The 25,283-nt window shown below is 30.6% G+C and carries 21 protein-coding genes; 5 read left to right on the top strand and 16 right to left on the bottom strand.

Annotated features, from left to right (window positions below; translation table 11 throughout):
- Nucleotides 1-59 precede the first annotated feature (59 nt).
- Nucleotides 60-1,604, bottom strand: coding sequence for a hypothetical protein (locus tag J1D01_RS09055; RefSeq protein ID WP_372935686.1), 1,545 nt, complete (start codon nt 1,602-1,604; stop codon nt 60-62).
- Between the two features lie 149 nt (nt 1,605-1,753).
- On the opposite strand from J1D01_RS09055, the gene J1D01_RS09050 reads away from it, so the two are divergent.
- Entirely contained in the window at nt 1,754-2,929 is a 1,176-nt protein-coding gene (locus J1D01_RS09050) for a 2-isopropylmalate synthase (RefSeq protein WP_372935684.1), read from the top strand.
- A gap of 20 nt (nt 2,930-2,949) precedes the next feature.
- Nucleotides 2,950-4,062, top strand: a complete 1,113-nt coding sequence (leuB, locus tag J1D01_RS09045) for a 3-isopropylmalate dehydrogenase (protein ID WP_372935682.1) — start codon at nt 2,950-2,952, stop codon at nt 4,060-4,062.
- Nucleotides 4,063-4,351: 289 nt separating this feature from the next.
- Here the strand turns inward: leuB and J1D01_RS09040 are convergent, their stop codons facing one another.
- Together J1D01_RS09040 and J1D01_RS09035 are read right to left on the bottom strand one after the other, a co-directional pair.
- Complete coding sequence (locus J1D01_RS09040) at nt 4,352-4,855, bottom strand: DUF4411 family protein (protein ID WP_421150614.1); 504 nt, start codon at nt 4,853-4,855, stop codon at nt 4,352-4,354.
- Nucleotides 4,852-5,991, bottom strand: a complete 1,140-nt coding sequence (locus J1D01_RS09035; protein ID WP_421150613.1) for an ImmA/IrrE family metallo-endopeptidase — start codon at nt 5,989-5,991, stop codon at nt 4,852-4,854. The genes J1D01_RS09040 and J1D01_RS09035 overlap by 4 nt, the downstream gene beginning before the upstream one ends.
- Before the next feature lie 310 nt (nt 5,992-6,301).
- Between J1D01_RS09035 and J1D01_RS09030 the strand changes: the two genes are divergently transcribed.
- Nucleotides 6,302-7,681, top strand: coding sequence for a mannosyltransferase (locus J1D01_RS09030; RefSeq protein ID WP_421150612.1), 1,380 nt, complete (start codon nt 6,302-6,304; stop codon nt 7,679-7,681).
- Here J1D01_RS09030 and J1D01_RS09025 read toward each other — a convergent pair.
- The 8 genes from J1D01_RS09025 to J1D01_RS08990 form a co-directional block, all read right to left on the bottom strand.
- Entirely contained in the window at nt 7,664-7,891 is a 228-nt protein-coding gene (locus J1D01_RS09025) for a hypothetical protein (protein ID WP_372938827.1), read from the bottom strand. The genes J1D01_RS09030 and J1D01_RS09025 overlap by 18 nt on opposite strands.
- Nucleotides 7,892-7,914: 23 nt before the next feature.
- Nucleotides 7,915-8,205, bottom strand: coding sequence for a hypothetical protein (locus J1D01_RS09020; protein WP_372938828.1), 291 nt, complete (start codon nt 8,203-8,205; stop codon nt 7,915-7,917).
- A 203-nt stretch (nt 8,206-8,408) separates the two neighbouring features.
- Nucleotides 8,409-9,221, bottom strand: coding sequence for a pseudouridine synthase (locus J1D01_RS09015; RefSeq protein WP_372938829.1), 813 nt, complete (start codon nt 9,219-9,221; stop codon nt 8,409-8,411).
- A gap of 138 nt (nt 9,222-9,359) precedes the next feature.
- Complete coding sequence (locus J1D01_RS09010; protein ID WP_421150611.1) at nt 9,360-10,262, bottom strand: geranylgeranylglycerol-phosphate geranylgeranyltransferase; 903 nt, start codon at nt 10,260-10,262, stop codon at nt 9,360-9,362.
- A 51-nt stretch (nt 10,263-10,313) separates the two neighbouring features.
- On the bottom strand, nt 10,314-11,243 hold the full coding sequence (locus J1D01_RS09005) for a mevalonate kinase family protein (RefSeq protein WP_372936509.1): 930 nt from the start codon (nt 11,241-11,243) through the stop codon (nt 10,314-10,316).
- A gap of 78 nt (nt 11,244-11,321) precedes the next feature.
- Nucleotides 11,322-12,407, bottom strand: a complete 1,086-nt coding sequence (locus tag J1D01_RS09000) for a diphosphomevalonate/mevalonate 3,5-bisphosphate decarboxylase family protein (RefSeq protein WP_421150610.1) — start codon at nt 12,405-12,407, stop codon at nt 11,322-11,324.
- Entirely contained in the window at nt 12,408-12,947 is a 540-nt protein-coding gene (locus J1D01_RS08995; RefSeq protein ID WP_421150609.1) for a DUF1697 domain-containing protein, read from the bottom strand.
- On the bottom strand, nt 12,948-14,159 hold the full coding sequence (locus J1D01_RS08990; RefSeq protein WP_421150608.1) for an NAD(P)/FAD-dependent oxidoreductase: 1,212 nt from the start codon (nt 14,157-14,159) through the stop codon (nt 12,948-12,950).
- A gap of 42 nt (nt 14,160-14,201) precedes the next feature.
- On the opposite strand from J1D01_RS08990, the gene J1D01_RS08985 reads away from it, so the two are divergent.
- Nucleotides 14,202-15,047 carry a hypothetical protein gene (locus tag J1D01_RS08985; RefSeq protein WP_421150607.1) on the top strand — a complete coding sequence of 282 codons (846 nt, stop codon included), beginning with the start codon at nt 14,202-14,204 and terminating at the stop codon, nt 15,045-15,047.
- On the opposite strand, the gene J1D01_RS08980 is transcribed toward J1D01_RS08985, so the two are convergent.
- Genes J1D01_RS08980 through msrB form a run of 3 tightly spaced genes read right to left on the bottom strand, consistent with a single transcriptional unit; the run spans nt 15,044 to nt 19,763 of the window.
- A complete protein-coding gene (locus J1D01_RS08980) occupies nt 15,044-18,733 on the bottom strand; it encodes a metallophosphoesterase (RefSeq protein ID WP_421150606.1) in 3,690 nt (1,229 codons plus the stop codon). The genes J1D01_RS08985 and J1D01_RS08980 overlap by 4 nt on opposite strands.
- A gap of 48 nt (nt 18,734-18,781) precedes the next feature.
- Complete coding sequence (gene msrA / locus J1D01_RS08975) at nt 18,782-19,318, bottom strand: peptide-methionine (S)-S-oxide reductase MsrA (RefSeq protein ID WP_372936521.1); 537 nt, start codon at nt 19,316-19,318, stop codon at nt 18,782-18,784.
- Entirely contained in the window at nt 19,311-19,763 is a 453-nt protein-coding gene (gene msrB, locus J1D01_RS08970; protein ID WP_421150605.1) for a peptide-methionine (R)-S-oxide reductase MsrB, read from the bottom strand. Before msrB ends, msrA begins: the two co-directional genes overlap by 8 nt.
- A gap of 172 nt (nt 19,764-19,935) precedes the next feature.
- Here msrB and J1D01_RS08965 point away from each other — a divergent pair, with 172 nt between their 5' ends.
- The gene (locus tag J1D01_RS08965; protein ID WP_421150604.1) at nt 19,936-21,138 is read left to right on the top strand and encodes a Pycsar system effector family protein; all 1,203 of its coding nucleotides are present in this window, start codon (nt 19,936-19,938) and stop codon (nt 21,136-21,138) included.
- A gap of 18 nt (nt 21,139-21,156) precedes the next feature.
- Here the strand turns inward: J1D01_RS08965 and J1D01_RS08960 are convergent, their stop codons facing one another.
- Together J1D01_RS08960 and J1D01_RS08955 are read right to left on the bottom strand one after the other, a co-directional pair.
- On the bottom strand, nt 21,157-23,532 hold the full coding sequence (locus tag J1D01_RS08960) for a GAF domain-containing protein (protein WP_421150603.1): 2,376 nt from the start codon (nt 23,530-23,532) through the stop codon (nt 21,157-21,159).
- Nucleotides 23,533-23,632: 100 nt separating this feature from the next.
- Entirely contained in the window at nt 23,633-25,282 is a 1,650-nt protein-coding gene (locus J1D01_RS08955; protein WP_421150602.1) for an alpha-amylase family glycosyl hydrolase, read from the bottom strand.
- Between the last annotated feature and the right edge of the window lies 1 nt (nt 25,283).

The raw sequence follows: 25,283 nt of genomic DNA, 5'->3' as shown, positions 1-25,283 counted from the left end.
TGCAAATATTGGTTCAGAAAAATTAAAATCCTAATTTTTTATTGAAAAATTTTTTATTTTCAATTCAAACCCTTTTCAAATTTATCTTTAATTACATCGCCTATAGGTCTACTTTCAATTTTAGATTCTAACCAAGAAATTATGTCTAAATACAGGAATGCTCTACTTTCATAAGGGTCATCTTCAAACTCTTTAAGCTTTTTATGAAGTTTAATAAACTCATTTTTTACATCTTGTGGATAAATGTCTCCAAGGTTACGTAAAAACTTAATGAATTCTTTTTGCACTTCATATAAGTCTTCCATTTTAATTAAAAACTTATAAGTACTTTTTATGAGTACATCTAAATTATAATCTAAACCTGCTTCGTAGTGTGCAACTAAATTTAAAATTCTTGAGAAACATAATAAATCTTCGCGCATTTGCAGTGATTTATTACTAATTATCTTATCTAAAAATCGGATACATCTTTTATTATCACCTGCACCAAAATACATACTTGCTATTTTGTAATATAATACCATTACATGGTGCTCATCAATTCGGTTTCTGTAATTTTTAAGCTTTACTAATACTTCATCAATTAATGATAAGCCTTCTTTAAAACTTCCTTCAATAAAGTGTAAATTAAATTTATTGGTATAAATATAAAGAAATGCTAATCCATCAATATTATCATCTACGGGGAACCATTTTTCTTTAGTAACTGTTTCTAATTTTTCTAAATATTCTTTAAATTTTTCATACTTACGCAAATAAAATAAGGACTCTAATAAATAGTGATTTCCTCTCATAAAGAACACCGGGTTAAGCACAATCATATCTTTATTATCATAAAAAAGTGTAACCCATTTTAAGGCGTATTTGTAACAAGCTAAAAAATCTTGGGTTAAGAAGCTGTACCACAAATGTGCTTTGTAAAGCCATAACTTTTCTCTAAAACCCAATGTATTAATATCATACTCAGGCAAGCGGGCATGAAAATATTCTGTAATACGTTTGTGTTCTGAGTCGTTTTTAACGTAGCCTGTTTTTAAAAACAAGCCATATAATTGTAACGACAAATTAGAGAGCTTACTTGCTACCACGTTTTGTTGGCTTAATTCTTTAGCTTGTACTGTTAACTCATCGGCTCTATTGCTTAAACTGCGTGTAATATATTGAGTTTCTATAATTTTTTCTAAATCTACAATCTCATAGGCAATATTTTTTTCTTCATTAGCAATAGCCATATTTTTGGCTTTTTCAAGAATTTTTAAACTTTGCTTGTATAAGCCTTTATGATATAAAATAGTAGCAAAATCTAACTGTTCTCTAATTTGAATTCTAGCATCTTTATGTGATGGGTTTAAGCGTAAACTAATTAAAATTTGTTTATATAAATGTGCTTTTAAATTAGAGAGCTGCTGTTTTTTAACAATGCCTTTTTTTAAAATAGTTGCCTCATCGTATTTTTGTAATTTATCTAAAATATTAAACAGGGTTAAAAATTTAGAGTCTTCGTTTACCCCCAATCTACCCACATAAAGTTTAAACTGTCTCTTTTCTGATTTAGACAGTGACTTTACCAATACAAACAAATTATCTTTTTGCTCTCTTGTCATAGTTACAAAAACAAGTTTAAATTACTGAATAACAACTAATTAACTTAACACGGAAGTAGTTAAACATCGTAAAAAAGTATATAAAGTTAAGTGTTTTACGAAACCAAAATATACATTCGTAAAAGAATTAGAAAATATATTTTAAATAAATGTCTGATAATAAGGTTCAAATTTTTGATACTACGTTGCGCGATGGCGAGCAAGTACCTGGATGTAAGTTAAATACAGAGCAGAAATTAGTTATTGCTGAACAGCTTGATCAATTAGGTGTTGACATCATTGAAGCTGGGTTTCCTGTTTCTAGTCCTGGCGACTTTAAATCGGTTGAAGAAATTTCTAAAATTGTAAAATCAGCAACCGTTTGTGGCTTAACACGCTCTGTTGAAAACGATATAAAAGTTGCTGCTGAAGCATTAAAACATGCTAAAACTCCTAGAATCCATACAGGAATAGGCACTTCAGAATCTCATATAAAATTCAAATTCAAATCTAACCAAGAAGCCATAATAGAACGTGCTGTAAAAGCTGTAAGTTATGCAAAATCTTTTGTGGAAGATGTAGAATTTTATGCCGAAGATGCTGGTAGAACAGATAACGAATATTTAGCTAGAGTTTGTGAAGCAGTAATTAAAGCAGGAGCAACAGTTTTAAACATTCCAGATACTACGGGATACTGTTTACCAAGTGAATATGGTGCTAAAATTAAATACTTAAAAGAAAACGTTAAAGGTATAGATAAAGCTATTTTATCATGCCATTGCCATAACGATTTAGGTTTAGCAACAGCCAATTCTATTGAAGGTGTTATTAACGGTGCACGCCAAATTGAGTGTACTATTAACGGTATTGGGGAACGTGCAGGAAACACTGCTTTAGAAGAGGTAGTCATGATTTTAAGACAACACCCTTACCTAAATTTAGATACCAAAATTAAATCTGAAATGCTTTACGGTATTAGCCAATTAGTATCTGATAGTATGGGTATTTACACACAACCAAACAAAGCTATTGTTGGTGCCAACGCCTTTGCTCATAGTTCTGGAATTCATCAAGATGGGGTTATTAAAAACCGTGAAACATACGAGATTATAGACCCTAAAGCTGTTGGTGTAACAGAATCTGCTATTGTATTAACTGCAAGAAGTGGTAGAGCTGCCTTAGCTTACAGAGCTAAAAATGTTGGGTATGAATTAACAAAACTTCAGTTAGATGAAGTTTATAGTAAATTCTTAGAATTTGCCGATAAGAAAAAAGAAATTAACGATAGTGATATTCATCAAATAATTGAGTCGACTTCTGTTTATAACGAAATTACGTCGTCTTAAATATTATAACATAAAAAGGGATGAAGTTAAACATAGCCGTTTTACCAGGTGATGGCATAGGGCCAGAAGTCACTGCTCAAGCCGTCAAGGTTTTGAAAGCTATTGCTATGGAGTTTAACCATATGTTCACTTTCAATGAAGCTTTAGTTGGCGCTAGTGCCATTGATAAAACAGGCAACCCCTTACCAGAAGAAACCATTAGCATTTGCGATAAAGCAGATGCTATTTTATTTGGTGCTATTGGTAATACTAAATATGATGATAACCCTACAGCAGAAATAAGACCAGAACAAGGCTTATTAGGACTTAGAAAAACTTTTGATCTTTATACCAATATAAGACCCGTAATTGCTTACGAAGATTTACTAAACAAATCATCATTAAAAGTAAAGCAAATAAAAGGTACCGATATTCTTATTTACAGAGAATTAGCCAGTGGTATTTATTTTGGCGAAAAGAAATTTAGTAATACTGAAGCCTCTGATATTTGTGCTTACAAACGTTCTGAAATAGAACGCATTGCGCATTTAGCATTTAAAGCAGCACAGGGCAGAAAACGTAAATTAACTTTGGTAGATAAAGCCAATGTACTAGCCAGTTCAAGACTTTGGCGTAGTGTAGTAACCGAAATTGCTACACAATACCCAGACGTTACTTTAAATTGTTTGTTTGTTGATAATGCCGCCATGGAACTTATTATCAACCCTCGCCAGTTTGATGTTATTTTAACAGAGAATATGTTTGGTGATATTTTATCAGAAGAAGCCAGTGTTATTGTAGGTTCTATTGGGTTATTAGCCTCGGCCTCTATTGGCGACAAACACGCTATGTTTGAGCCTATTCACGGAGCATATACCAAAGCCACTAATAAAGGAATTGCCAACCCAATTGCTTCTATTTTAAGTGCCGCTATGTTACTAGAACATTTTGGATTGTATGATGAAGCTGCTTTAGTAAGAGAAGGTGTAGATAAATCATTAAAACTACACATAACCACACCAGATTTAAACACAAAATACGATAATATTAGCACTAGTAAAGTGGGCGATTTTATAGAAGATTTTATAAACAACCCAGACGAAACAAACTTAAACTTTACAAACATACATTTAGGACAGTCAACCATCATTTAATTATTTGAGTTAGTCGCCAATACACAATTAAACTACAGAGACGTCCGTATAAAAAAGCACTTTTTAAGTGCTTTTTTTGTTTATATTTTTTGGGCGTTACCCTATCGGGTCAGGCTATCCGTTGCAAGTCCTCGTTCGTACCTCACTGTGGGCTTTCCACTACTATCCTTAACGCGGTAGTTTGCTAAGTTCTATTTAGCAAAATAAATAGTATTGATTTTGGGAGGTTTGGTTTAACTGTTTTGTAAATAAACAAGTAATAATAAATTATGATATAGGAATTATTAATTTAAAAACTTTCGTTTAATTCCCTAAACATCTGGATTGTATCAATATACCTTACATTAAATTGATTACAAACTTCAGGTATTTTTATTCTGTTTTTTCTTTCAGGTTGGCTTTTTTCATAAGTAACAATAGTCCAATTATTACTCATAGCGAAAGCAACTAGCCAAGGGTCTGCTAAATCAGTTTCAAGGAATTCCTGGATCGCACTTGGTGTGAAATGATGAGACATCGAGTTCGTCCAATTTACAATAGAAATATAATTTTGAAGAACAGTATCTGTATTAATAAAAAAATCGTCTGGTAAATTAGAATCACACCATATTTTGAGTTCATCTTCGTGAGAAGAATTGTCGTAAATTTCCTTTTTTACTTTATCGATACTTACTATAATTCCATTTTGAGATAATACATTGACTTTTACCCAAAAACTTTGAACAACATCAAGAGGATAAATTGAACGATGAGCTTGTATAAAGAAGTTTGAATCTACAATGTATTTACTCATACTTGATATAGATATTCATTAATAAACTTCTCGTATGTGTTACCTTTTAGACTAGTTAATTTATAAGCATCTCTATATAAAAGATTGTTTTCGTTTACTGCATTATTAACATAACTAGCAAATCTTAAACTAATTCTCTTTTTAGCAGTTGCATAAAAATTACCACCAGAACTTTGATTTTCTTTTTTGTTTTTAAATTCAGCTATATAATTGTTATAAAATTCAAAAAAAGAAGGTCTAGCAATTAAATTTAAATCTAATGCTCTTCTTGCAATTACAATTGGACTAACTTTAAAAACTCTACTTAAATATTTTATATTTTGACTGCTATTCCATTTTTCTCTAAAGAAAATTTCAGGTACTAAAAATTCTGCAGCAACTTTATCACATAATAATTCCGTTGGGTCATCAGCTGGAAGCATTTGTTTATTATCAAACCCAGCACTTTCTCCTAACCATATATGAGCAATTTCATGTATTAGAGTAAACATTTGAGCGGCCTTGGCATCTGCGGAATTTATAAATAGAAAAGGTGCTTTATTATTTACTAAAACAAAACCTCTACATTCTTCAACTAAAATTTTTCTTCTAGTATTGTTTCCTACAATTCCATTAAAATTGATAATTATCCCAATTTCCTCAATTTGTAATGTCAAATAATCTAAAGCTTGCTCCCAAGTATCAAGTTTGCTAGCCCAATTAACAGGTAATTTTAAAGTATTCCTGATGTCATTTGCAATTTCTTTATAATCAGAGCTGTCATTGTATTTTCCAACAAAATCTAAATCAGGATAACCACTTTCTTTCAGATAGTTTGTCAACCAATTTTGTCGGTCTTTTATAATTTGGATAGTATGATAAACATTTAAAGAAACTTTATCTCTTGGTTCTGCTCCAGTTCTAAAAAAGGGTATAGGAATTTCCTCTTTAGGTGGTTCATTCATAAACATATAGCCAAAAGGCACGTGAACTTTATGAGTGAAGTTTTCTAATTGTTTTATAGTAGGTTTCTTATTTCCTTCTACCCAATCTAAAACATCAGGATTTTCTGCATAAAATTCTTCTAGACTATTACCCGCACGAGTAATAGCCCAGTTTATAATATCAGAATTTATATTTTCAACCCTTGTTGCCATTAGACAAATATAATTTAATATTTACAATTAACTATTCCATATGTTAGTTGGTTATTTCCTCTTACACCTACAATCCAAGTACATAGTTGTTTTTTTAATAACTCATATTCGTCCTCAAACGAAGTTAGAAAATTTTCCTGACAACATCAAGTAAGGTTTTAACTAAGCAAACAACCAAAGGTTAAGTTTTATTACCTAAAATCTTTTAGGTTTTACCAAAAATACTTTGGTGAAATGCCTAAAATAAGACTTCTACAGGCTCAGTCTTACAGTTTGTTGGTAACATACACAATAATGTTATATTTGGCTTATGCAACTCAACCTATCGGTTTTAAAAACATATAAAAAAACACTACTGTTAGTATTAATTAGTTGTGTGCTTTATATTGCTTTTGCATATAGCTTAGAGCGCACACAATACTTAAAACTTATAGGGCTTTACACAGCATTGTTTGTGTGTTTTTATTGGTTTTTAAAAACCTATAAACAGCACACCCAAGTTTTAACTGTTATAGCATTCCTGTTTAGAGCCATCTTTATTTTGGCTATCCCTAATTTATCACAAGATTTTTACCGTTTTATTTGGGATGGCAACATGACCATTTTGGGTCTTAATCCTTATTTATCTACTCCCGAACATCAAATATCTCAAGGTTTGTTAAGTGGTTTTCAAAATAAAATGGAATTGTATGTGGGTATGGGTAAGCTTAACGCTAGTCATTTTACCAATTACCCTCCTGTTAATCAATTTTGTTTTGTGCTTTCAAATTTAATTCCCGGAACAAGTATTTTAAGTTCTGTAATTGGGTTACGCCTAATTATTATAGCTGCCGATTTTGGAATCCTTTACTTTGGTAAAAAGCTTTTACAAATACTAAAACAACCTGTTCATACTATTTTTTTGTATATTTTAAATCCGTTTATTATTGTAGAACTTACCGGAAATTTACACTTTGAAGGTGTTATGATTTTCTTTTTAATTTGGAGTTTATATTTATTGGTTTCTGGTAAATGGGCATGGGCTGCTGTGGTTTTAGCCTTATCTATTTCTACAAAATTAATTCCGTTAATATTTTTGCCTTTGTTTTTACAGTGGTTTACTTCAAATACTACAAGTAACAAACAAGGAATAACTAAACTTATTTTATTTTATGCTATTGTTGGTGGTGTAACGCTTTTACTTTTTGCGCCATTTTTTTCAAGTCAATTCATTTCAAACTACACAGAAACTGTGGCGCTTTGGTTTCAAAACTTTGAGTTTAATGCAAGCCTATACTATATTGCTCGAGAAATTGGTTATGCCTTTACAGGTTATAACCAAATTGCTGTTATTGGAAAAATAATTCCGGTTGTAGTTGTTTTATTTGTACTTATTATATCCTTTTTTAGAAAAAATAAAACGCCTATAACGCTTATTACTGCTATGTTGCTGGTATTAAGCTTTTATTACTTTACAGCCACCACAGTACACCCTTGGTATGTTGCTACGTTACTTGTTTTGTCTGTTTTTACCAAGTATAAATTTCCTTTAGTGTGGAGCTTTGTTATTGTTTTAAGTTATTTAGCATATATACAAACAGGCAATGCCAATAAGCATGAAAACCTTATTGTAATTGCTATAGAATACCTTATTGTGTATGGCGTATTCTTTTGGGATATTTATAAAACAAACTTAAAGCAAAGTGAGTGACTCTATTCTGTAAATTACAGAATCATCTAAATCATCAAAAACTTCTGAATAGGAAAGTTTAAATGTTTTGTCTATAAAAGATTCATCTTCTTTTAAATTGTACTTGTACAATGCTTTTGGGTGAACTTCTTCAAAAGAAAGTTCGTCTCCATTGTCAAACCAAAATGTATAATAACCATCTTGATAAGACTTAAAAACCGCGGTTTTCATCTAACTAATCAAAATCAATATTACTAATCTGCTTCTTTATCAAAATCTGCTTCTGGAGCAGGTGGTGTACTTGTTGTTACATCATCTGTATCATCTTCATCACCAAAATCTTGCATTGCCTGTACTAAGCGTTTACCTACTTTTACCAAATAAATGGTGTCTTCAGTTCTCACTTCAACAGCCTCTATAACTTCATTTTTAGCATTCCTAAATGAAATTATATGGTCATCATCATAACCATCAGGAAACTTCTCTACAAGAAGATTCAGGATATCTTCATTCAACTTTTGGTAATCTACAATTTTACGTATCATTTTACTTTGGGGTTATTTTTTAAAACAAATACTAAAAATATAGGTTCAATTTAAAAAATATTTCTGAAACTCAAACATAAAATTTTCAACCAATGCATTTAAATTAAACTTAGCACAAATGAAATACAAAAAAGTGTACCGTAATATTATGTAATTGTTAAGTTTATTTAGAAAGTAAAACGGCTTTAAGTTTATACGTTAACTTATAACATTTGTAGCATAGAGAGTTCTTCTTTTGAAAGGTGTTTCCAGTGCCCGCGCGGAATATCTTTTTTGGTAAGGTGCGCAATGGCTACACAATCTATACTTATAACATCATAGTTAAAGTAATCGAAAATGGTACGAATAATAGTATTACCAGTATTTTTAATTTTTAAACCAATTTCTTTTTTTGAAGCACCATCTATATAACTAATTTCTTCTACTGAAATGAGTTTTCCTTGAATTTTAAAGCCATTTTGGATTTTCTTTAAATCTTCTAGTTTTAAGTTTTTATCTAATTCTATATGAAATAGACGTGGCACTCCATTTTTAGAGTTTTTAAATTTATTTTCAATTTCAATGTCATTTGTAAACAATAACAAGCCTTTAGAGTTTCTGCCTAAACGCCCAATAGGTTTTATTCTTGAAGAAGTAGCATTAGCAACTAAATCCATAACAGTGCGTCCTTTACCCTCACTAGTGGTTGTTGCAAATCCTTTAGGTTTATTTAATAACACATAGGCTTTTTGCTCTGGGTTTACTCTAGCACCATCATAACGAACCTCATCGGTAGGTTTTACTTTGTAACCCATTTCTGTTACTACTTTACCGTTTACTGATACTAAGCCTGTAGCTATATGAACATCGGCCTCTCTACGAGAACAAATACCAGCATTAGCAATGTACTTATTTAACCTAATTTCATTGCTGTTTGATTTTTTGGCTGAAGCACTTGTTTTTAATACTCCTTTAGATTTATTTTTATTAAATCTTCCTGAAGATTTTCCTTGTCCTTTACCTTGTTGCTTGCTCATAAACACTAATTTTTTGCAAAGATATACTTTAATTTACGATTGACGATTTTTGACCACCTATTTATAATTTTTATCTATGCTAACCAATTATAAAACCCGCATTAAAAATTGCAGCGTGGTAACACTCAAAAAAAAAAATTAAATACGGTTTAAAATTACACCAACATCAATTAGTAAAATACTAAATACCCCAGCAAGCAAAATAAATTTTAAAATATTATGAAGTATGAGATAATGAATTTTTGTTTTAGAACGCCATAGTATGATTAAAAAAAGAAAAAGTAGTACTATACCTAAATAAAAAAATATATACATGTACCCAATTTGAAAACGAAAAAGCAAAAGGTAAGTAGGTACTAATGTTAATGCTGCTAGTGTAGTAAGCATTATTTTAGAAGCTTTTTCTCCGTAAGTTATAGGTATGGTATGGTAATCTTGAGCTAAATCTCCTTTTATGTTTTCTAAATCTTTGGTAAGTTCTCTCATAGAGACTATTAAAAACAAATAGGTTGCATGTACAAAAATGACGGTTTCATAATTTTTGTAGTACATAAAAATGGCAAAAAAAGGAGTTATAGTTAATGTTGCCGATGTTAAATTACCTATAAATGGTAATCTTTTAAGTTTATGTGAATAAAACCAAATACCAAAAATGTAAAAAGAAAAGAATACTACGGCTCTAAAAGATACATAACTTGCCATAATTACCGCTAAGAAATTAAGCACAAAATAAAATGACAGTTTTGTGTTTTGACTAACCAACCTATCTAACTTTGATTTTATAGGGCGATTGATTAAATCTTTTTCTGAATCGTAAAAACTATTAATAATATAACCACCTGCTATAGTAGCTGCTGATGCTAACACTATTATAAAAAGATTAACATCAAAAACAACCTCTCTTAAAGGGATATTTGATGCCAAAATATAAATTGATGTTAAATATTGTGCTACAACTACAACTAAAATGTTATAGCCTCTAATAACAGAAAACATACTAAAGAATTTTAGCAAAATATGTTTCTGTTGTCTTGATAGCATAGAAACTAAATTTGGTGAAAACCTGAGATAAATTAAGGGTAAATAAAGATATTAGAAATTATAAACTACTTCTAATTTATGACCCGCAAGTGCTTGTTTTGCTTTTTGTAAATCTTCTGTAAAACCTAAAATATAACCTCCACCACCAGAGCCACAAAGCTTTAAATAGTAATCATTGGTTTCTAGTCCTTTTTTCCAAAGGTCATGAAATTGCTTTGGTATCATAGGTTTAAAATGGTTAAGCACCACTTTAGACAATTGTTTAGTATTTGAAAACAACGATTTTATATCTCCCTTTAAAAAATCTTCAACACAAGCATCTGTATGTTTTATAAATTGATTTTTAATCATTTTACGAAACCCTTCTTGCTTCATGTTTTCCATAAAAATCCTAATCATAGGCGCGGTTTCTCCTATCATGCCACTATCTAATAAAAACACAGCGCCTTTGCCATCTGTTTTTTGTGATGGAATTCCGGTAGCTTCTATATTGTCTTTTGAATTGATGAGAATAGGAATGCTTAAATAACTATTTAACGGATCTAAACCTGAAGACTTGCCATGAAAAAAAGATTCCATAGCCGAAAAAATTGCTTTTAACTTAAGTAACTTTTCTCTTGTTAAATTTTCAAGAACCGTAATTTTATCTTGAGCATACTTATCATAAATAGCTGCTACTAGAGCACCACTACTACCCACACCATAACCTTGAGGAATGGAAGAATCAAAGTACATACCAGCTTCAACATGCTTGTTTAAGGCCTCTAAATCAAACCTAACCAAACTAGCATCTAAAGTTTCTAAATATTGAGTAAACCTCTTTAAACTTTCATTTGATTCTTTAGCTTTTCCTGAAAGATTTTTATCTGTCTTTAATGCCCCATTGTAAAAACTATAAGGTATAGATAAACCTTTGGAGTCTTTGATAATACCGTATTCTCCAAAGAGTAATATTTTAGAATAAAAAAGTGGTCCTTTCATAAAACATTTTGATTAAGAGGGCACAAACTTAATTTTGTTTAACAAATTTAAACAATTAATAAACAAAATACAAGCTTTTTAAGTTAATTGTTTAGCCCCAAAGCCAATTTGATCACAAATATACTGTCCATTTTGACAATATGCAACTAATTCATTTTTAATGAATTCTATTACTTGTTTACTTTCATTTTGAGGATATAACACATGTACATTAGCACCTGCATCTAGTGTAAAGCATATTTTTGATTTTGTTTGATTTCTATAAGCCCATATTTTATTAATAATTTGTAAGGTGTTAGGTTTCATTAAAATAAAATAAGGTAGGCTAGTCATCATCATAGCGTGTAAGGTTAATGCCTCACTTTCTACAATATTTATAAAGGCATTTAAATCACCATCTTTAAAAACCCTTATTAACTGAGAAAGGTTATTGTGTGCTTGTTGAAAACGCTGTTCTGCAAAAGGGTGATTGTGCATTAATTTATGACCCACCGTACTACTTACTTGTTTTTCACCTTTATCTACTAATAAAATAGTGTCTTGATAATTTTTAAAATTTTCATGAACCTCAAATGGGTACTTAACACCAAATAAATTAGAGCTATTGGTAATTTCATTATGTTTTCCCCATACTACTAAATCGCCTTCAATACTTCTACATGCACTCCCAGAACCTAAACGTGCTAAAAAAGATGCTTTTTGATTGAAATAATCATCAGCTATTTCTACTTCACTTAAAGAACGTTCAACACTCATTAAACACAATGCTAAAGCACTCATACCAGATGCAGAAGACGCTATTCCTGAACTGTGAGGAAACGTATTGGTAGTTTCTATTACAAAATGATAATTTTTTATAAACGGAACATATTGTACAATACGCTTAAAAAAGGTATCTATTTTAGGTTTAAAACTGTCTTTTTTTTCATTATCTAAAAATACTTCAAATGAAAAATCATTAGAAATTTTCTTTTTAGAAAAACTTAATTTAGTATTGGTTTTACAACCGCTAAGGGTAAAACTTACAGATGGGTTAGCAGGAATTTGATTCTCTTTTTTACCCCAATATTTAACTAAAGCAATATTACTTGGAGATTCCCATGTTACGCTTCCGTTTTTACTGTTTTTAAATGTTTTTTTTGGTATAAAATCGTTTGCTGTCATCTAATTTATTTGAGATGTCAAAGATAACAACTTTACTACGGTTTTATAATTTCTAGCTGTTGAAGTGGTTTTTAACTTATTTTCAAAAAAATTATTGCTGCATTTAGCTTTACCATAACCAACTGCACAATAAAAATAAATACAGTTGTTTGTAATTATAAACTCTTCATTAGGATAAGATATTGCAGTAAGTTTATCTACTAATTTTTTATCTGGACCTGTAAATAAAAATGTAAAATAACTATGTTCTTTTTTTTCTTTTGGAAATGGACAATCATTAAATATTTGTTTTAATTCCGTTGGAAAAAGTACTAAAACGGGTACTTCAAATCTAAAATGTGCTTTTATGGCCTCATGGATTTTTAAAGCCAAAGAGTCTTTATTTGTTTCTGAAAAATTAAAAATAACATTACCGCTTTGAATATAGGTTTTCACATCTTTAAAACCTTTTTTTTCTAGCAACTCTCGAAGTTCTGCCATAGGGATTTTCTTTTGTCCGCTAACATTAATCCCTCTTAAAAGTGCTATGAAAGTGTTCATTTAATTTGAAATATTTTTTGCAACAATGTAGGCTCCTGTCCATGCGTTTTGAAAATTAAAACCTCCCGTAATGGCATCAATATTTAACACCTCTCCTGCAAAATATAGGTTTTTATGTAATTTACTTTCAAAGGTTTTAAAGTTAACCTCTTTTAAATCTACACCACCTGCTGTAACAAATTCCTCTTTAAAGGTGCTTTTTCCATCAACATTAAATACAGCTTTGGTTAATTGAGTTGCCAAGGCTTCTAATTGCTTTTTATTTATTTCTGCCCATTTAGTACTCTCTTCAATAGTTGATGCTAGCACTAATTGTTGCCATAATCTTTTAGGCAATTCAAACTGCGAAAACTTAAGAACTGTTTTTTTTGCTAATGCTTGCTTAATGTCTTTTAAAGTTTCTAAACACTCCTGAAAATCTTGGTTTATAAAATTAATTTCAATTTGAAATTTGTAATTCTTTTCAGCTAATTCTATAGCTCCCCAAGCCGATAGTTTTAAAATAGCTGGAGCACTAAAACCAACATGTGTTATAAGCAGTGGCCCCTGAGATTCTAATTTAGAATTTAAAACCTTAACCAAAACATCTTGAACCACTACACCTGGAATGTTTTTAATGCGTTTATCATTTACATTAAAGGTAAATAAAGAAGGTACAGGTTTTACTACATGGTGATTCAATTTTTCTAGTAATTTCCATACTTTAACACTGCTTCCGGTAGCAACTACAATGTTTTTAGCATGAAAATTATTTTTATTTGTTTGTAACTCCCAATATTCATGATGCTTATTTATAGATTGAACCGTAGTACTGTAAAAAACATCTACCTTATGCTTGTTAGCTTCTGTTAAAAAACAATCAATTATAGTTTGAGAGGAATTAGATTCTGGAAACATGCGCCCGTCTTCTTCAATTTTTAAGGCTACTCCGCGTTTTTCAAACCATTCAATAGTATCTCCAGTCATAAACTGATGAAATGGCCCTAATAATTCTTTATCGCCTCTTGGGTAATTCTGTATTAATTCTGAAGGAATAAATTCTGCATGTGTTACATTACAACGCCCACCACCAGAAACTTTCACTTTTTGCAGCCCTTCTTTAGCTTTTTCTAAAATAGCTATGTGTAAATCTGGATTCATTTCAGCTGTATTTATTGCTGCAAAAAAGCCAGCTGCACCACCCCCAATTATTATAACATCATAATGTTCCATAAATAAAAAAATCAATGTAAATTTAGCATTTAAATCTACTTTATGCTTAAACAATCGTTCTTATTTCTTTTAGCTTTATCAACATCCTGTAATACAGGGAAATTAAAATTTATAAATGATTTACCTAATGATTTAAAGGAAGTTTCTGGAACAGAAATTATTGAAAGCACTAATGTAATTTGGATGCTAAATGACAGCGGAAACAAACCATTGTTGTATGGTTTGAATACCAAAGGAGAAATTATTAGCGAGTTAAAAATTAATGCAAAAAATCATGATTGGGAAGATTTAACATCAGACGATGAGGGTAATCTTTATATTGGCGACTTTGGCAATAACAACAATAAAAGAGACAACTTAGCCATTTTAAAAGTTAATAAAACCGCTTTAATAGAAGGGAAAAAAATTGATGTTGAACGTATTTCTTTTAAGTTTAAAAATCAAACAAAATTCCCGCCTAAAAAGAAAAAAATGTATTTTGACTGCGAAGCTTTTTTTCATTACAATGATAGCTTGTATTTATTTACTAAGAGCCGTGTAAAAAACAACTTTGGAAAAACCAATCTTTACAAACTCCCTGCAACAAAAGGTTATCATATTGCAGAATTAGTAGGTTCTTTTAACACTTGCAATGAATCTGATTGCTGGATTACCTCTGCAGACATAAGTGATGATGGTAAACATATGGTATTATTAACACCTAAATCTGTTTGGGTATTCTCTAATTTTAAAGGTGACGATTTTTTTAATGGTAATGTAACCGAAATACCTTTTGATTACATTTCTCAAAAAGAAGGTATTTGCTTTAAAGACAACAACACATTATTAATTACTGATGAAAAAGCACATGGTGAAGGAGGTAATTTATACAAATTAAGCCTTAATTAAAACCCAAAACCAAGTTTAAAGGCTAGTTGCACACCGTCATCGCTATTAAAAGCCGATAAATTTAAAGTTATAACATCTGCTGCATTTGCAAAAACGCCACCGCCTATAGAGTTATTCCAAACATTAGAATCTTCTTCTTTGTACCAAACGCGTCCATAATCAAAACCACCGTAAACCCCAAAATTTAATGGCAACAAGCCTGTTTTAATTTTTCTAAGATTTAAGCGCAAATCTGTACTTTGCACAAAGGAAGACATACCTGTAAAACGTTCGTTTCTGTAACCTCTTAATCCGCTATTTGCACCAATATTAGCGCCCTGGTAAAATTCTATATCATCTTCATCACCAATATTTATATGTGCTTTTACTTTAGAAGCCAAAACTAATTGTCCACTTGAGATTACCTTGTAATCAATACCTAACGAAGGGATAAAATACCCAAAACCTTTTGAATTATCTATGTTTGTTGTATAGCCTAACTGAAAATTAGATTCCATACCTAAAGTAGGAAAGGCTTCATTATCTTTATTATGATAACTATATTCCATTTTAGCACCTAAAAACGTATTATTGGTTTCTATATTATCACCTATAAATTCATTTATAAACCGGCCTTCTGTTTCTTCTACTTCAATAGATTCATAGTTAAGTCCTATTTTAAAGCTAGCTCCTAAATCACCTTTCCATATAAATGCTGGTGAAAATTTTAAGGTTTGTAATTTTACTCTGTTATAGTTTAACCCCACATCTAAACCGTCATTTTCATCAGCCTCTGGATTGCTTGTTTCATTTCCAAAACCAAAAAAGTTAACTGCATAATTAGGACTTGTAAATTTTACATTTAATTGAAGATTCATGTTACCAACAACATTAGCAAATTCTGCATTGTACGAAACATCATAGCCGTTTGTTGCAAAATAGTATGCTCCAGAAACAGTATGTTGTGATGTAAATGGATTTCTAGCAAAACCGTAATGTGTATAAGTATTTATAAATCCTATTTTTAATCCATCATCAGGATTAGCGCCTATTGTTGGAATAAATTGATTGGTATTGTTTTTAGGCTTGGTATAATCATAGATATTGGTTTCATAATTATCTGTTAGCTTTTTAATTCCTTTATTTGTGGTGAAGGTATTTTTCTTAGTTTTATAATCGTAAATTTTTACTTTCTTACCATTTTCTATAGTATAAACATCGTTATTTTGCCCACCTACTAAACGAATTTTAATTAAATTATCTCCTTCGCCAAAAACTTTAAAAACATCTTTATCATCTACTCCATAAATCCAAACTTCTTTGGTTTCATCGGTATTAAATAGTTTCTCATAAAATATATCTGCCTTTTCACCATTTTTAATTCTGTACCCAGTAACTTTAGTGTTTCCGTTAGGCATTCTTTCTATTTCAAAAAAATCATCCTTATCGGTACCAGTAACAAGCACATATTTACTTAAAGTATGGTAATAACGATTTGCTATTTGTGGTAGATTTTTAAGCCTTTGTTTTAAAATTTGTTTAATTTCTAAAATTGTTTGGGTTTGTACTTCTTTAGGAAATTCTTTAAAAGCCTTATCTATAACATTATCTGTAATATGCTCTTGAACATATAAGGCTTGTTCTTGCCACTGTTTTAAAGTTGTTTTGTTAAGCAACATCATATCTAATGAAAACGGGCTATAATTAAAACCTTTTACATTTCTAATATCTTCATTAAAACCTTCCATTAATTTTAAAGGCGGAATCACTCTTGTTGCAAAATTCATTAAAGCACCATCTCCCATTATTGAAAAAGCTTGGTCTCTGTCTCTTGGAATGGGTTTGTAAATTATTTTTCCAGAAGCTTTATCTTTAAACTCGGCCCATCGCCATTGGTCTACATGTCTATCCCAATCTCCAATAGCCATATCAAATAAACGTGCTCTTAAAAACATGATATCATCTACCTCATATTTTTCATCTTTACGCAGTTTTTTAATTAAATCATCGGTACTTTCTATTTTGTTAGAATATCCAAAACTTTTAAGATTTCCATGACCATCAGAAACATGCTCTTCTATCATATACAATTCATCCCCAAAATTAGTATTAAATTGTCCTAAAGCATCTTGTTTAGGCACGTAATACAACACAGGATTGGTGTGGTATAAACCTACAGCATCTGACAGTTCTCCAGTTACAAATGGCGCATAAGGATGAGAGCCTGTATAGAAATCTTGCAACAATTGTTCTGTTAAGGTATTATCAAACTGACCTTCGATATATTGATCTTTAAAAGCCATAGCTTGCAGATACACAACCGCACTTTTTCTTATGGCCCGCATAACATAGCGTTTACCCGCTTTATCTTTTAGATGTAACGATTTTGATTGATGCCCACCCCCTTTTCTAAATGGTTTTAAGCCTCCAAATAGGGTATCTAAATTTACCGTTGGCGCATTAACTTTAACACCGTAATATTCTCTGTAACGATCTCCCCAAACGGTTTTATAAAACTTGCTTTTATTTACTTCTTCTTTGGTGTAAACAGATGCTTTTACTTCTTTAGGGAAAGAAACATTGTGTTTATCTGTATACTCTTTTTCATCTTCTGAATAAACTTGATTTTGGTAAATAAGCTCATTATTATTTGCAGAATAAAATCTAACATAAGATGATCCGTCATTTAAAACATCTAATCTTGCATATCCTAATTCACTTGATGAAAATTTACCAGATACATTTCTGGTAGCGGTTGATTTAGATCCTGATCCACTTATTATTTGTGGTAGATTATCTTTTACTAAATATTGTAAACCATGTTCATGACCTGATACAAAAACAACTTTATCATTTTCTTGTGCTAAAGTAACTATACGTTTTTTAAGCGTGTTATATTTTTTATTTTGAATATCTGCTGGTGAAACACCACTGGTTTTTCTGAGTATATTTTTTAATGTTCCTAATATTGGTAAAGGTGTTAAATGAGAACTAAAAGAATATTGCCCCCCATGAGGCCCATTTGTAAACATGGGGTGATGTATTGCTAAAACCGTAGTCTTTCCTCTGGCTTTTTTTATTAAACCTTCTAATTCTTCAAAAAATTTAGCTCTGGTTTTAATTTCGCAATCATCGTTCATGGTTGGGTGTTTATCCCAGTTTGTTATATACCATTCTGAATCTATTATTATTAAAACAATATCATCTGATATATCAACTTTTTCTATTGGGCAACCATTTTCTGGTAAAAATGTGTTTTTCCCTAACCTTTCTTCTATATATTTTTCTTGACGTTTTAATCCTTTTAAACCATTATTATACCAATCATGATTACCCGGAATAAAAATAGCTTCGCCTTTAAAATCTTTAACAATATCTGTTTGAACATTTAACTGATGTTCTGCAAATACTCTGCTTTTTGATTTTTTAGTAGGCATTCCTTTTGGGTAAATATTATCACCTAAAAACAATACTGTACTATGTTTTGATGCCTTTTTTAGTTCTTCACCTAAAGTTTTAACTGCAATAGACTTACTTCCTATTGGCGAATTACCAGCATCTCCAATTAAGTAGAAGGAATGTATTATATCTTCTTCTTGAAAATTGCCTGTAATAACAGCTCCCTTGTATTGAGTTTTGTATGTAGCGCAACTATTTAAAGTTAATAACGCAATAAAAGCTAAAAAGATTTTTAAATGGGTTGTCATTTGAATAGCTAATTCTAAAATTTAAAAATAGTAATTACACTTAAGTTCTTACTTCAACTTTTCTGCATATAACTTCCTGAATTTTGCCAATTTAGGAGTTATTACAGCATTACAATAACCTTGCTCTGTGTTGTTACTATAATAATTTTGATGATAATCCTCAGCTTGATAAAAGACGTCTAACGGACTAAGCTCTGTAACAATAGGGTTTTCATAATATGTAGCTATGTCTTTAAGAATTTTATTAGCTATTTCTTTTTGATTTTCATCATGATAATAAATAACAGACCTGTATTGCGTACCTACATCTTCACCTTGACGGTTTAAAGTTGTAGGATCATGTGTTGTCATAAATATAGTTATGATATCTTGATAAGAAATCATATTAGCATCAAACGTTACTTGAACTACTTCTGCATGCCCTGTTAAACCAGAGCAAACCTCTTTATAAGTTGGCTTACCAGGAGCATTACCACCAGAATATCCAGACACTACTTTTTCAACACCTTTTAACTCTTTAAAAACAGCTTCTGTACACCAAAAGCAGCCACCCCCAAATGTGGCTAATTGTATATTTTTATTCATTTTGTTTTTCTAATTGTAAAGATTCAGAATTAATACAATAACGCAAACCGCTAGGTTCTGGTCCATCTGGAAAGACATGTCCTAAATGGGCATCGCAAGTGTTACACATAACCTCTACCCTAACCATACCAAAAGAATCATCTTTTTGGTACTTAATAGCATTATCTTTTATGGGCTGAGTAAAACTTGGCCATCCGGTGCCAGAACTAAATTTAATTGTAGAATCAAATAATGGTGAACCACAACAGATACAACTATATTTACCTGCATCGTGACTTGTACATAATGCACCACTATGTGGGCGTTCGGTTCCTTTTTGTCTTGTAATTCTAAACTGCTCTGGTGTTAATTGTTTTAACCACTCTTGTTCTGTTTTTTCAACACGAAGGTCTGGTTCTAAATTTCCGTTTACCGAAAAATTAATAACATCTTTCCAAGTTATCATATTAATTATTTCTTTCTTTGTTTTTACTAATAATATGTCGGTACTTTATTCGTTCTCTTACACACTTTTAATTTGCAACAAATTGTAATTAAAGATTGAAATTTACAACAAATAAAATCGTTTACATACTTTAATGCAAAGTTTAGTATTTTTACATTAAACCTTATAATTTATGAGTAACCTTTTACTAGAAACCGAAAAATTTGCTACAAATCTTTTAAATGAAGAACTAGACAAATCTTTTGTTTATCATAATTTAACACATACACAACGTGTTGTGGAAAAATCTTTGGAGCTTGCAGAGCTTTGTAACTTAACAGACACAGATAAAGAACTGCTTACCTTAAGTAGTTGGTTACATGACACAGGTTTTATTAAAGGATGTAAAAACCATGAAAAAAACAGTACTAAAATTGCTAGAGAATTTCTAGAATCTAAAAAATATCCTGCAGATAAAATTGAAGCCGTTTGCCAACTTATTATGTCAACTGAAATAGATTATAAGCCTAAAACATTTCTTGAAAAAATAATTAGAGATGCCGATTGCTCTCATGTTGGAAGCAAGAATTATTTAGAATCATCTGAACTTTTAAGAAAGGAATGGGAATTGTTAGACAACAACGTATTAAGTGAAACCGAATGGTTAGACGAAAATATTACTTTCTTAACTAAAAAACATCATTTCTACACATCCGAAGCTGCTTCACTTTGGGAAAAACGAAAAAGCAAAAACCTTTCTGAGTTACTTAAAAGAAAAAATAAAATAGTTGTAGATGAAAAGAAACTAAAGCAAAAAAAAGAAGAATTAAAATTTAAAAAAAACAAGGTTGCATTACCAGAACGCGGTATAGAAACTATGTTTAGAGTTACTCTAAAAAACCACATGCAACTAAGTAATATTGCTGATACTAAAGCTAATATTTTACTTTCTGTAAACGCTATTATTGTGTCTATGGTTTTAGCAAATCTTATTCCTAAACTAGACAATCCGTCAAATTATTATTTAATTACACCAACAGTTATTTTTGTGGTTGTAACAGTGGCATCTATTGTGTTGTCTGTTTTAGCAACAAGACCCAATGTTACTAGAGGTAAATTCACAAAAGAAGATGTAGCTAATAAAAAAGTTAACCTTTTATTTTTTGGCAACTTTCATAAAATGAAGCTTAATGATTTTGAATGGGCTATGGGCGAAATGATGCAAGACCGTGATTATTTGTATTCTTCAATGAAAAAAGACCTTTATTTTTTAGGTTTGGTTCTTGATAAAAAATACAAAATTCTTAGACTTACCTACAGTGTTTTTATGGTTGGAATAATTGTAAGTGTTATTGCATTTGCTATTGCTTTTCAATTTTCTGGGGCAGGATCTTAAACTATTTTATTGATAAGATTAAGCTTTAATTTCTTTCATTAAATCATCATAAGTATAGAATGATTTATCATTTTCATTTTTATGATAAAGCACACTTACACGTATAGCTTTAAGCCCTGTAACCGCTTGTAAATCTTGAAGTTCTACTATTTCAACATCTGTATCTAAATAGTTTTTATCTTGTAAAAACTTAATATAATGCATGTACTCTATCTCGTCTTGTTTTTGAGAATAGACTATACTTATTTTCCCTTTTTGAGTAACGCGCTCGTTTGTTCCTTTTATATAAGCTTTATCAACTCGTTTTTTTACAATTTCATATCGGGCATTATATGTACCATCAACATCAAACTGCTTTTCATCCATTCTAAAACTAATAGACAAAGGTTGATTGAATACTAATATCATGGAAGCCACATCTAATGAAACAGGAAGGTCTGACCGCATTTGATAATACATATTTTCCATTTCACACATTACTTGCAACTGCCACAAGCGTAAATTGTATAAGTATAATGGATTAAAACTATCTTCTTTAGTAATAGATTCTCCTATATACATATTATGCTCTACACCATCTGTTTTAAAACGCTCAAAGTAGTGCGGATACATTGCTTGTGCTTCTTTTTGCTTACTATCTAACAAAGAAGCCATTTCTTGGTTAATAGTAGCAATAGTATCATCATAATCTTTTCTGTGCTTATAAAGTACTTCTACTTTTTCATCAATACTATTATGATAACCTTCTATGAGTTCTGACAATTCATCAATCTTACTTAAGTGTTTAAAAGTAGGCTCTACATCTTGTTTGAAAAACTCTGAAATTTGTTGCTCACTATCTACTTGAAAGTGATCTTCTAATCCTTCTAAATATTTTTCTACCTGATAGATATATTGCTCATAAATAGGAAGTGGCTCTATTTTTGTAGCCTTTTTTAATATACTTTTTACAGCATTTAACTGTAGTTTTAAATCTTCTTTAGTTGCATTATTCCTAGCCTCTGAAGATCCTTTAATATCAATTTGACCGTAGAGCGGATAAACACCATCAAAAACAATTTTTCTAAAACGGGCTTCTTTTCCTAACACCTCATCTTTTATAAAATTTTTAGCCTCTTTTACAAACCTCCAGTGCACACTTGGGTGTATTGATGTACATTCCTTTTGAATTATAGCCTCAATAAGGTTTTCTTCTTCAGCTTTAGATCGTTCAATAGCCGAAATAATATAAGGCATAACATCAACCAATTTATTCGCATTAATACTATTTAAAGCTTTTGGTTTATATGAAATAATTTCTACAACTCCCATTAATCCATAGTCATTGGCAATAGGAAGAAAAATGGCACTTTTTATACCTTGTTCATGTAAAGCTTTTATTTGAGGTATTTTTCCTTTTGATTTGCTATATGCTTTATCTACATCTGAAATAGATAGGTTTTTATGCTCTTTAATTAATCTGTTGTAAGACCATACACATAATGCTTTTTTACAATCTTCTTTCTCTAAATCACCCAACAAAAAACTACTAGCATTAACTCCATAAAGGCTTTCAAACGCGTTATCTTCTGCATTATACATAGAAAACCCCACCTTTATATCTTTAAGACCAAGTAATGACCTAAATATTTCATAAAACCTTTCTATAAAAGAAGCATCTTTGTGACTTTCATCTGAAATAAGTGTTGATTTTATATTAGATATAGATTGATCATCTGTAACATCAAAAATATTTGAAATAACAAACCCTTCAAAAACGTAGCTATTAGGCGGGAATTTCTCTTTCCAAAGGTCAAAATTCTCAAAATTATCTAATAATTCTTCATAATCTTCTTGAGTAATTTTTGGTGCTGAAAGTGTTGGTTTTATTTTACAAAAATCTGCATTATACATTATTTTGTAATATCTCATAATACCATTGGCATCTGGTATTTCATAATAAAACGGACGCTTAAAATTCAAATCATAACCATAGCAAAAATTTAAAATAACTGTACAGGCAACAATATACCTATAATCTTCTGACATATTTTTTATGTGAAGTTGAAAACCTTCACCTGCTGTTTTTATGATATTTTTAAAACGTTCTGATTTATTAAAAATAATATCATGAAAAGGAATTGATGCTGTTTTTATTTCATTTTTAGTTAGGACCGGGCTAAAAGAGTCTTGAAGTATTACCTTAATTTCCTCTTTTCTGTCTTCTAATATTTTAGTACTTGTAAACCCATTACGCAACTCTGGATAATCTTCTGCTATTTTCAAGACATGTTTAGCTCTAGCTGCAACAAATTGGTCTTGATGTTTAGCTAAATCTTCATAATAATCTAAAAGAACACTAAAACTTACTTTTAGAAATAATGGCGATTCTATATTATCGTTAATGTTGGTCATATGAATAGTATTGCAAAACAAATTTACAAATATTTGTGTTAGTCGTTATAATAAAGACTACATAACACTTAAAATGTTACAACAAGTAACACTAAATTTACTATTTAGTTTCTAGAAGAACAATACTAAACTCTGAATTAACACTAACTTTTCCGTTTTTAACTTTTAAATCTTGATTTGAATATGCTTCATGGAGGTTTTCACCATTTTGAAATACAGAAGATACATTAATTATTTTCTTTCCTTTTGGAAGATTTAAACCAACAACCACTTTATCATGATAGTCTTTTTTTGAAAAACTTCTTGAAAACACAAATGGATTTGAACTTAACATTTGATGTTTGCCCGCTCCAACTGCTGGATGATTATTTCTAAATTGACCCAATTTTTGCCAATGTTTTAAAATTTCACTGTTACTTTCTTGCGCTTCCCAATTCATAAAAGATCTTAAGTTGGCATCTCCACTAGCTCCTTCAACAAGTAATACACGAGCTAATTCATCGCCATAATAAATTTGAGAAGTTCCTGGAGCTAACAATAACTTATTGGCTGTTTCAAAAGGTTTTTCGCGTTTGGCATCAAACGGATCATGATCATCATGCGAACTTAAATAGTTTAAAACACCAAACCCTTTTAAATTTGAGTGAAGAATACTATCATATTTAGCAAACATTTCTTGAATAGGCATTTGTTTGGCGTTCCACTTAAATTCAAAGTTTATTTGGCTATTAAATTTATTGTCAAAATAGTTTTGTTTTTTATCTCCATAATCAAAATACTTGCCATTGCTTATTCCGTAATTGTAAACCTCTCCCACTAAATAAAAGTTATTATCATCTAAAACTTTGTTTGGGTTTTCCTTTTTAAATTTAGCAAAAGCATAATCACACTCGGTTTTAAATTCTTCCCAAACATAAGCCTCGGTATGCTTTACGGTATCACACCTGTAACCATCTATTCCAAACTCTGTAATATAATCTGTTAGCCATTTAATAATATAGAAGCGCGGTGATCTGGGATAACCTGTTCTTTCAAAAAAAGCATCTAACTCTGCTATTTCTTGTTGGTACCTGCCTTCTTTTTTCCATTTATCTACCAATACTTGTGGCAACTCTACATTTTCATTACTATCGGTTTTTATATCTGGTAAATTTTCAACTAAAGTACAAGTTACAGTTGATTCATAATTTGTGTACTCACATTTTGGTTCTGTTCTTACCCAATCTTCTGACCAAACAGGATCTTTTTCTGTTACTGGTCCTGTATGATTTATTACGGCATCTAATAAAATTCTAATACCTTTTTTATGGGCCGCCTCTACTAATTCATGTAAATCTTCTTTAGTGCCAAAGTTGGGGTCTATGGCTGTCCAATCTTTTGTCCAATATCCATGATATCCGTAAGTAACACCTGTTCCTTCATTGGTGCTTCCATGAATTTGTTCAACAATGGGAGTCATCCAAATAGCGTTTACACCTAAATTAGTAAAATAACCCTCATTTATTTTTTGAGTTACTCCTTTTAAATCGCCTCCTTTAAAACCTCTTAATACTGCTGTTTCTTTGTTTCTATTAAAATTAATATCGTTTGTAGCATCTGCATTGTTAAATCTATCTACTAGTAAAAAATAGATATTGGCGCCTTCCCAAACAAAGGGTGTTTTATCTTTTTCTTTTCTATTTTCCTTACAATTGACAAGAAATACAACTAGTGGAACATAAATTAACGCCAGAATTATGCTTTTTTTCATT

This window comes from Seonamhaeicola sp. NFXS20 (genome assembly GCF_049132085.1).
In the GTDB taxonomy this organism is placed as follows: Bacteria; Bacteroidota; Bacteroidia; order Flavobacteriales; family Flavobacteriaceae; genus Seonamhaeicola.
Note: the sequence above shows the minus strand (reverse complement) of the source record. Positions and strands in the feature narration are given on the sequence as shown.